At 64.8% G+C, this 12,097-nt stretch carries 10 protein-coding genes; 2 read left to right on the top strand and 8 right to left on the bottom strand.

Going from position 1 to position 12,097, the window contains the following annotated elements; genetic code table 11:
- Positions 1-41: 41 nt before the first annotated feature.
- The 6 genes from AC1DIX_RS11765 to AC1DIX_RS11740 form a co-directional block, all read right to left on the bottom strand.
- Positions 42-485, bottom strand: a complete 444-nt coding sequence (locus AC1DIX_RS11765; RefSeq protein WP_441935027.1) for a thioesterase family protein — start codon at positions 483-485, stop codon at positions 42-44.
- Between the two features lie 40 nt (positions 486-525).
- On the bottom strand, positions 526-1,887 hold the full coding sequence (locus AC1DIX_RS11760; protein WP_477324454.1) for a M20/M25/M40 family metallo-hydrolase: 1,362 nt from the start codon (positions 1,885-1,887) through the stop codon (positions 526-528).
- A gap of 69 nt (positions 1,888-1,956) precedes the next feature.
- A complete protein-coding gene (locus AC1DIX_RS11755) occupies positions 1,957-2,274 on the bottom strand; it encodes a hypothetical protein (protein WP_477324452.1) in 318 nt (105 codons plus the stop codon).
- Positions 2,271-3,095, bottom strand: coding sequence for a hypothetical protein (locus AC1DIX_RS11750; protein WP_477324450.1), 825 nt, complete (start codon positions 3,093-3,095; stop codon positions 2,271-2,273). The genes AC1DIX_RS11755 and AC1DIX_RS11750 overlap by 4 nt, the downstream gene beginning before the upstream one ends.
- A 10-nt stretch (positions 3,096-3,105) precedes the next feature.
- Positions 3,106-3,675, bottom strand: a complete 570-nt coding sequence (gene mepK, locus AC1DIX_RS11745) for a peptidoglycan L,D-endopeptidase MepK (protein WP_477324448.1) — start codon at positions 3,673-3,675, stop codon at positions 3,106-3,108.
- Between the two features lie 113 nt (positions 3,676-3,788).
- On the bottom strand, positions 3,789-5,885 hold the full coding sequence (locus tag AC1DIX_RS11740) for an MASE4 domain-containing protein (protein WP_477324446.1): 2,097 nt from the start codon (positions 5,883-5,885) through the stop codon (positions 3,789-3,791).
- Between the two features lie 138 nt (positions 5,886-6,023).
- Here AC1DIX_RS11740 and AC1DIX_RS11735 point away from each other — a divergent pair, with 138 nt between their 5' ends.
- The gene (locus AC1DIX_RS11735; RefSeq protein WP_477324444.1) at positions 6,024-8,795 is read left to right on the top strand and encodes a M16 family metallopeptidase; all 2,772 of its coding nucleotides are present in this window, start codon (positions 6,024-6,026) and stop codon (positions 8,793-8,795) included.
- Positions 8,796-8,855: 60 nt separating this feature from the next.
- On the opposite strand, the gene AC1DIX_RS11730 is transcribed toward AC1DIX_RS11735, so the two are convergent.
- Positions 8,856-9,647 carry a PEP-CTERM sorting domain-containing protein gene (locus AC1DIX_RS11730; RefSeq protein WP_477324442.1) on the bottom strand — a complete coding sequence of 264 codons (792 nt, stop codon included), beginning with the start codon at positions 9,645-9,647 and terminating at the stop codon, positions 8,856-8,858.
- Between the two features lie 155 nt (positions 9,648-9,802).
- On the opposite strand from AC1DIX_RS11730, the gene AC1DIX_RS11725 reads away from it, so the two are divergent.
- Complete coding sequence (locus AC1DIX_RS11725; protein WP_441935035.1) at positions 9,803-10,186, top strand: hypothetical protein; 384 nt, start codon at positions 9,803-9,805, stop codon at positions 10,184-10,186.
- A gap of 105 nt (positions 10,187-10,291) precedes the next feature.
- On the opposite strand, the gene AC1DIX_RS11720 is transcribed toward AC1DIX_RS11725, so the two are convergent.
- Positions 10,292-12,010: a M1 family metallopeptidase gene (locus tag AC1DIX_RS11720; protein ID WP_477324440.1), complete on the bottom strand. Its 1,719-nt coding sequence runs from the start codon at positions 12,008-12,010 to the stop codon at positions 10,292-10,294.
- Between the last annotated feature and the right edge of the window lie 87 nt (positions 12,011-12,097).

Genomic DNA, 12,097 nt, shown 5'->3' with positions numbered 1-12,097 from the left:
CGCCAAGGAACTAAAAAAGTTCCAGGTATTTTTGGATTTTTTTAATCGATCCAGTTCACCCGGTCGAATTTGGAACGGAAATCGTCCGCCATCGCGACGACCTGGCTGGTCTTGTAGTTGAAGAAGACGAAGCCCTGCTTGGCCATCGCCACCAGCTTCTTGTCGCGCGGGCGGGTGATGCGGAAGGTGATGTCGCCGCCGTACTTGTTGAAATCCATGACCCCGACTTCGAACAGCAGCTGGTCGCGCGCATGCGCTTCGGCGCGGTAGGTGGTGGCGAGGTCGGTGACGATGATGCCGGTGCCGTCGCGCTCGGTTTCGGGGACGCCGAATTCGAACAGGAAGCGGGCGCGCGCCTCGGAGATCATCGAGATCATCGAGTCGTTGCCGAGGTGGTTGGCGGCATTGATGTCGGTGACGCGCACCGTCAGCAAGGTCGTGTAGTAGTACTGGTCTTCGGGGAAGTCGAGTTGTAAGCGTGCCATGGTTCGTGAATCCACTCGGGAGCGGATAGCGTAGCTGGTCTCAGTCCTGGCGGGTCAGGCGGTAGATCAAGATCGCGGCGCGGATCGCGCTGCGTTCGATCGAAGCCACTTCCAGGCTTTCGTTGGGCGAATGGGCGCCGCCGCCGCTGGCGCCGAGGCCGTCGAGGCTGTCGACGTAGGGCGCGGCGAACTGGATGTCGCCGGCGCCGCGCGATTCCGGCGGCACCATGCCGATCGGGCCCAGGCCGGCGTCCTGGCTGGCCCGCGAATACTGTTCCAGCACCTTCAGGTTGCCGGGCGTGACCGCCATCGGCGGGTAGGAGTCGCGGAAGTTGATCGCCGCGCTGGCGCCCGGCAGGCTTCGGGCCACGATCTCGCGCATGCGCGCCTGGGCGCGGTCGCGCTGGCCGTAGTCGAGGTAGCGCAGGTCGCCTTTCACGGTGACGGTATTCGCGATCACATTGGTCTTGCCGAAGGCGGTGCCGCGCGAATGCTCGTCGTCGAAGGATACTTCGGTGCCGCCCAGGATCACGCCCGGGTTGAAGGTGAGGCCGGGTTCCACCACCTGCTGGCGGAAGGCGTCGAGGATGCGCGCCGCCTCGTACACGGCGCCATAGCCGCCCGGACCGAACACGCCCATCGAGTGCGCCTGTCTCCCCTTGACCTCGAGCTCGAAGAAGGCGGTCGAGCGCCGGCCCACGGTGGCGGCCGCCATGCCGTCCTTGCCGGTGATGCTGCCTTCGAAGCTGAGGGCGACGTCGCTGCGCTTGGCGATGTCGACCATGTCGCCGCGCGAGATGCTCTTCGGATTGCCGGCTTCCTCCTCGTCGCCGGTCAGCATGACGGCGATGCGGGTGTCGTCGAGCGCGCCCACGCGCTGCAGGGCGCGCAGGGCTTCGACGATGACGACGTCGCCGCCCTTCATGTCGGACACGCCCTGGCCCTTGATGGTCGTAACTGTGCCGTCGGGGCCGGGCTGCGGTTCCCAGGCCGGGGTGGTGCTGCCGGGTTCGAAGACGGTGTCGAGGTGGCCCAGCAGCAACAGGCGCTTGCCTTGTTTGCCCTGGCGCTCGGCCAGCAGGTGGCCGGCGCGCTGCATGTCGGGCGGCAGCTCGATCCAGCGCGTCTTGAAGCCGAGTTCGTCGAACTGGTCGCGGAACAGCTTGCCGACCGCGCGCACGCCCGCCTGGTTCATCGTACCGCTGTTGATGAGGACGCTTTGCCGGAGCAGTTCCAGGGCTTGCGGCGCATGGGCGCGGATCTCGGCCACGATCCGCTGTTCCACCGGGCTCAGTTGCTGCGGAGTTTGCTGGGGAGTTTGCTGAGCGGGCTGCTGGGCCGCCGCCACCTGCATCGCCACGCCTGCCGCCAGCCCCAGCATTGCCTTCACCGTCCTGCGCATCGCATCTTTCCAAAGTAATGATGCTCAACTGTACACCGATTCGGTGCCGGCTGGCTGTATGGACAGGGTTCAGCGTTGCGGATCGGTGGGATAAGGCGGGCGCCGGCGCATTTTCCGGACGACGCCGGCGGGGTCCAGCAGCAGCACCAGTTCGGTGTGGCGGCCGGCGCCGGCATTCGCTTCGTAGAGCCAGGCTTCATAGCCGCTGTCGAACACGACGTTCCTGGTCGGACCAAAGGCGGCCAGTAGCTCGGCGCGCGTGGTGCGGCCGGGGACGACGGCTTGCGAAAAACGGTCTTCGGCGACGATCTTGCCGGGCTCGTTCGGGCTGGTGACGCAGCCGCCCAGCAGCAGCGCCGCGGCGAATAAGGTGACGAAGGGTTTCATGGCGGGACCTCCGCCGGCGGGTCAATCATGTACTCGAAGCTGACCAGGGTGTCGTCCGGCCAGCTGCGGTCCCAGATCGGCGCGTAATAGGTGCGGTCGAGCAAGACCTGGCAGTCGCAGTATTCCAGCATGCCGGGGCTCTGGTCGCCGCCGGCGTAGAGCATGCGGAAGGGCAGGATCTCGCTGCGCTCGCCGGCGTGCAGGGTGACCGAGAACACGGGGCGCTCCGTAAAAAACAGGAAATTGCCGTCCGGGCTGTTGCAGACCTGTTCCGGCGTGGTGAGGGCGTTCGAGATCCAGCCGAACAGCGGCGAGCTGTTCGATACCAGTCCCGCCTCCATGCCGACCAGGCATTCCAGGCGCAGGTCGCCCAGGCGCCGCGTACCGGGCGGCAAGCCTGGCGTGATCACCTGGGCGCGCCAGGTCATGCTGGTGGTCTTGCGGTTGGCGACCACGGCGGCGTCTTCGCGCAAGGCCTGCTCGTTGCGCGGCAGCACGAAGGTATTGTCTTCCGCCACCGGGATCGGCACGGCGATGTGGTCGCCGAGGGCGCGCAGGGTGATGCCCCGCATGTTCACCTTCGGCGAACGCGGCAGCAGGCGGAAGCGCAAGGTGGCCTGGGGCGCCAGCGCGTGCTCGCGCTCGAAGCGCTCCATGCCGCTGATCATTTTGCGGTAGGACTTGTCGACCGGATCGCGGGTCGAGGTCACGGTGACGGTTTGCGGCTTGCCCTCCGCCACCTCCGGATTTGCCTGCTGCGCCGGCGCCAGGGCCGGCATGGCAGTGAGGGCAAGCGCGATCGGGAAACCGTGCGGGCGCATCGCGGGCGCCTTACCAGTAGCGAACGCGGCCGACGTCCATGTGGACGAATTGCGAGTCAGGATAATAGCCGACCCCGCCCGCCTTCTCCGCCATGATGATCTTGTGCAACTTGGCCAGGTCCTGGCCGGGAATGCGCACGTCGATGGCCTTGCCTTCCATGTGCAGACTGTGCTTTGCCACGCCGGTCGTGTTTTCGTGCAATTTCTCGTTCGTTTCCGGCGAGCGGTAGCCCGAAATCACGTGGATGGTCGGGTGGCTGCTGTACTGGGCGCTGATGCGGTCGAGCAATACCAGCAGCTTCGGATCGATGGCCGAGATCTTGTTGTTGCGGTGGTCGCGCAGCAGTTTATTAATGTCCTGCAAGGCGTCCGGGATGAACTCGCCTTCGGCCCAGAAGATGCTGCGCAGGCTTTCGCCGGTGTGGGTGTTGTACAGGCGCAAGACCCGTTCGTTCGGCGCCACGGCGGCGGCGTTCGTGGGTGGAATATTGGCCGCCTTCGCGGACCGGATCACCGCCGGCGCCCCGAGGACAGAGGCCAGCATGGCGGAGCTTTTGAGGAATGAGCGTCGTTGGTTCATGAGGCTTTCCTTACGAGTTCGCAAGGAGACATGATACGCCTCATGTGCAATGCATGCAGGAGGCGTATTTCCCCGCGGGCTGTCAGTCCAGAACTACATGGTAAGGAAAGATTTCAATTCATATAAACTTGCCTGTTGCCATTCAGGGCGGTACGGATCGCCCGCGCCAGTTCCTCGTCGCTATATGGCTTGTTCAGCAGGCTTACACCCTGCTTCAGCTTGCCGTCCTGGATGACCGCGTCTTCCGAATAGCCCGAGGTGTACAGCACGCGGATTTCCGGGTGCAGCTCGCGGGCGACGGCGGCCAGTTTCGGACTGTTCATCGTGCCCGGCATGATGACGTCGGTGAACAGCAGGTCGATCCGGCGGTGCTGGCGCAGTACGATGGCCGCTTCGTCGGCGCTGCTGGCCCGCAGGATCCGGTAGCCGAGCGCCGACAGGATTTCGGCGACATTGTCCTGGATCGCGATCTCGTCGTCGACGACGAGGATGGTCTCGCTGCCGCCCGCGACGGCGGCGGCCGGCGCCGCAACCTTCTCGACCGCCGCTTCGATGGTGCGCGGCAGCAGGATGGTCACGTTCGTTCCGCGGCCAGGCTCGCTGTCGATCTCGATGTGGCCACCGCTTTGCTTGACGAAGCCGTAAGCCATGCTCAAGCCGAGTCCGGTTCCCTTGCCGACGCCCTTGGTCGTGAAAAAGGGCTCGAAGGCGCGCTCGCGGACTTCCGTGTCCATGCCGCTGCCGGTGTCGATGAAGGCCACGCACACATATTCCTTGCCGCCCAGTTGCAACTGCTCGGCTTCGCCGTCGGCCAGCACCGTATTCGATACCTGGATGGCGAGCACGCCGCCGCCGTGCATCGCATCGCTCGCATTCAGCGTGAGGTTCAGGATGACGTTCTCCAGCTGCTGCTGGTCGACCCGCACGTTCCAGCTGTCGGGCGCGATCGCGAGGTCGATTCGTACGCGTTCGCCGACGGCGCGCTTGAGCAGCTCGTCCATGTCGGCCAGTACCTGGGCCATGCTGGTCGGCGCGGGCTGCAGGGGCTGCTTGCGGGCGAAGGACAGCAGCTGCGAGGACAGGCGAGCGCCGCGCCGCACAGCATCGCGTGCCGAGGTACAGCGCTGCAGCACCTTGTCGTTGGCGGCCGACAGCATGCGGATCAGGTCGAGATTGCCGCTGATGATATGCAGCACGTTGTTGAAATCGTGGGCGACGCCGCCGGTCAGCTTGCCCATGGCTTCCAGCTTCTGGGCATGCAGCAGCGCGTTCTGGGCGTCTTCGAGCGAGCGCGTGCGTTCCCTGACGAGCAGTTCCAGCCGCTCCTGGTGGCGTTCGAGCTTGTCCTTGGCGAGCGCGAGTTCGTCGGCGTTGGAAGCTGCCTTCAGGTAGACGCGGTGGATGGTCTGCATGTACAGCACCAGCATGACGAGTGCGGACAGCAGCGCGTTCAGGCGGCCGACATACCAGCCGACCGACAGCCGCGCTCCGCCGGCCATCGTGATGATGTTATCGAAGGCCAGCGCCAGGATCGCCACGCCCAGCCAGGCGCTGATGGGCGTGCGGAAGCGGCTGGCGCGCCACAGGAAGAACAGGGCCGCGAACAGGATCGCCTGGATAAGCGGGCCGTAACCGGTCCTGGTCACCAGGCTGTAGTCGTCGCCGACGTTCTGGACCGGCAGGAAATCGTGCAGGACCGTCACCGCCGCCAGGGTCGCGGCCAGCGCCACCGCCATGATCGTGGCGGCGCGGACGAAGCTGCGGCGGGCATCCGCGACGGTCCGGCCCTCGCCGCGCCATTCCGACACCGCATAACCGAGCAACATACCGCCCGCGCCGAGGTGCCAGAAGAACCACAGCCAGATGGTCGTCTGCGCGCCGCCCAACAGGCGCTCCTTGGCAACGAAGGCGCCGGGCAGGGACAGGAACTGCACGGCCAGCACCGCCGCAGTGTACACGCAACCGGACCATAGCCACAGCAGCGAACGGATGCGCGTTTGCAGGAAATAGCCGTAGACAAGGTAGGATGCCAGCAGATAGGTTCCGATCAGCATCGCCTGATAGGCCGGCACGAAGGCCTGCACGTTCGGCCACTTGTGGCTGGCGATCGGCATCAGCAGCAGCGTGGCGAGCGCAACGAAAGCGGCGGCTGCGAAGGCGCCGATCTGGAAAGGGGCGAAGCAAGCGGGAGAGGAAGTATGGGAGATCATTGAGCTGCCTGTTTTGCAATGCTCGACGGGGTACGTGGAGCAGCGTCATCAGGGAGGAGGAAGGCGTTAAGCATAACATGCTGCTGCGCGCCTCCCCCGCTGGCATAGAATGGGCAGCCGGATTCCAGGAGGCACCGCATGCGTCTGTCGATTGTTTCTCGAACCATGGTGGCGTTGTTGCTCGCGGTACTGGCCTCGTTCGCCGCAGCCGAGCCGCCGGCCGCCGTCGACATCCCCATCCCCGATATCCCCTACACGAGATTCGTGCTGAAGAACGGCCTGACCGTGCTCGTGCACGAGGACCACAAATCGCCCGTGGTGGCGGTGAACACCTGGTACCACGTCGGTTCCAAGAACGAGAAGCCAGGCAAGACCGGCTTCGCCCACCTGTTCGAGCACCTGATGTTTTCGGGCAGCGCCAACTTCAACAAGACCTTTCTTTCCGCCCTGGAAGGCATCGGTGCGAGCGACTTGAACGGCACCACGAACAAGGATCGCACCAATTACTTCGAGACCGTGCCGACCTCGATGCTCGACTACACCCTGTTTGCCGAGAGCGACCGCATGGGCCATCTGCTGGGCGTGCTCGACCAGAGGAAGCTGGACCTGCAGCGTGGCGTGGTGCAGAACGAGAAGCGCCAGCGCGAGAACCAGCCCTATGGCGTGGTCGAGCAGATCGTTACCGAGAATAGCTGGCCGGCGGGCCACCCTTATTCCTGGACCACGATCGGCTCGATGGACGACCTCGACGCCGCTTCCATGAGCGACGTCACCAACTGGTTCAAGACCAACTACGGCCCGAACAACGTCGTGTTGGTGCTGGCCGGCGACCTCACGCCCGCCCAGGCGCGCGAGAAGGTCGAGCATTACTACGGAGATATTCCACCCGGCCCGCCGGTGGCAAAACAGCGCGCATGGATCGCCAAGCGCAGCGGCACCCACCGCGAGACCGTGCAGGACCGCGTGCCGCAGGCGCGCATCTATCGCGTCTGGAATGTTCCCGGAGCGGATACGCCGGAAGAAGCGCTGCTGGACCTGGCGGCCCACGTGCTGGGCGGCAGCAAGACCTCGCGCCTCTACCAGCGCCTGGTGGTCAGGGAGCAGCTGGCGACCTCGGCGTTTTCCAGCGACGATTCGAGCGAGATCGCCGGCCAGTTCGGCATCAACCTGACGGCGCGTCCCGGCGCCGACGTGGCCCGCATGGAAAGCATCGCCGACGAGGAATTGCGCGCACTCATGAAGAGCGGTCCGCGCGAGGACGAACTGCGCCTGGCCAGGACGGCGATCCTGGCGCAGTACGCGCGCAGCGTCGAGCGCGTCGGCGGTTTCGGCGGCAAGAGCGACATGCTCGCGCGCTGCATGACGTTTACGGGCGACCCCGACTGCTACAAGACCTACCTTACGCGCATACTGGCGGCAACCCCGGCGATGGTGCGCCAGGCCATGGCCGAGTGGCTCGGCGATGGCGACTATATCCTCGAGGTCGATCCTTTCCCGGGCGGTCTCGGCGCCTCGGTCACCACCCTCGACCGCGGCAAGGGAGCGCCGCTGGGCCAACCCGAAAAGCTGCACCTGCCGCCGATGCAGACGGCGACCCTGTCGAACGGCCTGAAGGTGGTGCTGGCCGAACGCCACGGCGCGCCGGTGGTGAACCTGTCGATGATGATCGATGCCGGCTACGCCTCGGACTCGCACGAGCTGCCTGGCCTGGCAAGCCTGAGCCTGCGCATGCTGGAGGAGGGAACGGAGAATGGCGCAAACAAGCGGTCTTCACTGCAGGTCAGCGCCGAGCTGGAAGCGCTGGGCGCTTCCTTCGGCGCCGCCACCAACCTCGACGGCGCCTTCGTCAACATGAACGTGCTGGCGCCAACCCTGTCCCGTGCGCTGGGCCTGTACGCCGACCTGGTGCTGCATCCATCCTTTCCGCAGGCGGATTTCGAACGCCTGCAGCGCGAGCGCATCGCCGCGATCGCCCGCGAAAAGACGGTGCCGCGCGCGATGGCGCTGCGCGTGCTGCCGGGACTCCTGTATGGCAAGGACCACGCCTACGGCCTGCCGCTGACCGGCACCGGCACCGAGCAGGCGGTGGCGCGCATGACGCGGGCCGACCTGGTGCGCTACCACCAGGCCTGGTTCAAGCCGAACAACGCGACCCTGCTGGTGGTGGGCGATACCACGATGGAGCGCTTGAAGCCGCTGCTCGAAAAGGCCTTCGGCGGCTGGCAGGCGGGGGAAGTGCCGCGCAAGAACGTGAGCCGGGTGGCGCAGCCGGACAGGACCGTGATCTACCTGATCGACCGCCCCGGCGCCCTGCAGAGCGAGATCGTCGGCGCCCAGCTGGCGCCGCCGCGCAATACGCCGGAGGCGGTGGCGCTGAACCTGCTGAACGACGTCTTCGGCGGCACCTTCAGTTCGCGCCTGAACATGGACCTGCGCGAGGACAAGCACTGGTCCTACGGTGTCGGCTCCGGGCTGGTGGCGGCAGCCGGGCAGCGCATCCTGTACAGCGCTTCACCGGTGCAGACCGACAAGACGGCGCCAGCCCTGCGCGAGCTCGCCAGGGAATACGCCGACATCGCCGGCGCCCGTCCCATCACCGGGCCGGAACTGAAGGCGGCGCAGGACAACGAGACCCTGGGCCTGCCCGGCGCCTTCGAGACCATCTCCCAGCTCGGCAATGGCTACGCCACCATCCTGCAGTACCACTTGCCCGAGGACTACTACAACACCTACACGGACAAGGTCTGGGCCGTGAATCCGGCCGAGCTGAATGCGCTGGCGGCAAGGACGATCCTGCCGAATCAGCAGCTATGGATCGTGGTGGGCGACATGAGCAAGGTCGAGGCCGAAGTGCGCGCCCTGGGGATGGAGGTGCGCAAGATTGATGCGGATGGAAAGATCTTGCCTTGAGGAAAATGAGCGCTTAGGCGGCAAGGAAGCCCGGCTTTGCAGGCTTCCTCGCATGAAACCTTATTTTGCTGCGGACTTGCGGCGGGCAGCGACGATCGCCAGCGCCCCGAGGCCAAGCAGCGCGAGGGAAGCAGGTTCCGGCACGTCGGCGCTGCCTTGGGTCTCAGCGCTTGCCACATATTGCAACTCGTTGACCAGCAGGCGCTGGGCATCGTTATTCGGCGAATGGAAATTGGTGGTCGTCTGGCCACCAAAGGCGACAAAGCCTTTGCCATACTGCATTGCGCCAAACACAATGCCTCCCTGCTGACTTTCGATCAGGTCGCTGATGCCGCCGCCGCTGACCGTGGCGTGTCCAAAGGATCCGCCTTGGTACGAGCTTGCGATGCCACCCGTGGTGAGCCCGGCGGCAACGCCCGCGGCGGTGACATTGACTTGGCCGCTAAAGCCGGGATATTGCAGGGTCACGCCAAAACCGAGGTCGATCGATCCACCCTGGTTCGGTGCTGCGTTCAGGAACAGACGGCCGCCGTTGTCGACGTAAGTGGCGATGGCGGTACGGTTGGCCGACAGGAAGCTGTTGAATTCGTTCGCATTACCGTCGCTACCGTCGAGGAATACGAAATCGGCGTTGGCGAAAACATTCGTGGAGAAACCATTCGACTTGACCCACTTGCCGGCACCGAAGGTAGTGTTCATGGCGGTATCGTTCGTGGTGTTGTACCACGGGTTATAGCCACCGGTCGAATAGGCGATGGTGCCAGCCATCGCACTTGCGCTCACGCACATGGAGGCGATGGCTACAGCGATCATGGATGTAATTTTCATAATATTTGTAGAGATGATGAACACAGGGGTTTGCAAAAAGATGTAACGACGCGCCCGGGTTGCCGGGGGAGGGGATGATTTTCTTGTTACGGTTTGGCACAATTGCCAATCGTGCGCGGCGGTACGGCGTGTAGGATACGCCCATACACTTTATTTTTTAATAATAAAAGGAGCCCATCATGAAGACCACCACCATTTCCGCTCTGCTGTTCTCCGTCGCCGTGCTGGCCACCGGCTGCCACAAGGCCGAAACCACCACGACCACGAACGACATGGGCCCGGCCCAGGCCGCGGGTAAAGCCGTCGACGATGCCGGTGCGAACGCCGCCGCAGCGACCCGTGACGCCGCCGCCAACGCCAACGCCGCCGCCGACCGCGCCAACGCGAAGATCGACGCCGCGGCCGACCGTACCGCCGCCAACATGCGCGAAGCCGGCGCCGAGGTGCGCCAGGGCTCGAAGGAAGCCGCTGCCAACGTGAAGGAAGGCGCCAAGAATGCGACCGCCGCAACCGGTCGCGCGCTGGAGCATACTGGCGAGAAGATGCAGGACGCTTCGAAGTAATCAGTTAGCTTAAAAAGCCGTCGCCAGCTTGAATCCGTCATTCCCGCGAAAGCGGGAGTGACGTTCATACGTCGCGGGAATGACGTCGACAGGATTGCGCTTGAGTCAGGCCCCCGCCTTTTCTTTCTCCCGCTTCTTCCGCTGCTCCTCCTGCCACTGGTGATACCGCTCGATATGCTGCTCCCTGCGCAGCACCTTCGAATGCGGATCCAGCGTATAGCTCACCCCTTCCGGCAGCTCGACACTCCCCTTGCCATCCGCCATCGGCACGCTGAGCACACGGTCGCCCACCCTGACCTCGACCGGCATCGGGAAGGGCGTGTTCTTTTCCGTCTTCCATGCCAGCTGCAGGCTGTTGCCGCTGCGCGTGGCCTGCAGCTCCGGCAATTCCTTCTGGTACAGGTAGGCCTGGAAGAACCAGTCCATGTCGCGCCCGCTCACGCGCTTGACGATGGCCATGAATTCCGGCGTCGTGCCGTAGCGCGGGGCGAAGTTTCCGGGGCGCGGGTCGGGGGTGCCGTAGACCTCTTCGCGCACGGCCTGGAAGAAGGCCCGGTCGCCGATCAGGCCGCGCAAGGTGTGCATGACCAGCGATCCCTTGTTGTAGATGTCCTGGCCGGGGCCGCCGCGCTTGGTGTCGTAGACGTCTTCTTCCAGCCGTGGCTTGCCGGATACGATGGGCGCCTTGTTCTCGATCATGCCGCGCTGGTGCATCAGGGAGGCGAAGTATTCGAGGTCGCCGCGCTGGTACTGCATGTAGAGCGGCTGCATATAGCTGCCCAGTCCCTCGTGCAGCCACATATCGTCCCAGTTGGCGTTGGTCAGCTGGTTGCCGAACCATTCGTGGGCGAATTCGTGCTGCAGCAGTTCGTCGTAGCCATAGGCCGTCTTCGCGTACTTGTTGCCGTAGGCATTGATGGTCTGGTGTTCCATGCCCTTGTGCGGGGTCTCCACCACGCCCATCTTTTCGTCGCCGAAGGGGTAGGGGCCGATGGTGCTCTCGAAGAAGTCCAGCATCGGCGCGAATTCGGCGAACAGTTCCTTCGCGCCTTTCTCGTTCTGCGGCAGATACCACATGCGTAGCGGAATCACGTTGCCGTAGCGGCTCCGGTATTCGCCCGACAGCACCTGGTAGGGCGCGACGTTGATCGAGATGCCGTAGGTGCTCGGATTCTTCGTGCGCCAGTGCCAGGTGCGCCAGCCGTCCGCCTCGTCCATGCCCATGGCGATGCCGTTGCCGGCCGCGACCAGCGGGCTCGGCACCGTGATGTGTTCGTCGACCAGCTTGGGCTTGCCGGTCGGGTGGTCGATGCAGGGCCAGAACAGGTCGCAGCCTTCGCCCTGCACGGCGCTCGCCACCCAGGGCTTGCCGTCCGGCGTCTTCGACCAGACGAAGCCGCCGTCCCAGGGCGCGCGCTTGGCCACGTGAGGCTGGCCGTGATAGCGCACACTCACGACTGCCTGCTTGCCGGGCTGCAGGGTCCGCGGCAGGTCGATGGTCAGCTTGCCTTCCGGGTTGCGCCAGCTGGCAGCAGGCAGCGGCTGGCCGTCGACGTCGATGGCGTCGATCGGCAGGTTGCGGTCCAGGTCGAGCTCGATGCTATGGAGCGGCGCGCGGGTGCCGAAGGTGAGCGTGACGTCGCCGCGGATGCTGCGGGTGTCCGGCTCGATGCGCAGCTTGAGGTCGGCCTTGTCGAACTCGAGGGCTTGCTGGGCTTCGCYGCGGGRAGCGCCGGAACCGGTGCTGTATTCGGTCAGGAAAGGCTGCGGGGTCACGCAGCCCGCCAGCAGCGCGCTTGCGCCGACGATGGCGATTTTTTTCATGTTCTGCGGCGTTTGCCGTCTCTAGTTATGATCCCGGGAAATTTATCACAGAGCCCAGGCGAGGTCTGTATTAACGGGAGGCCGCCC

The organism is Massilia sp. 05N420, from assembly GCF_056397205.1.
This window is presented reverse-complemented; position numbering and strand designations above follow the sequence as displayed.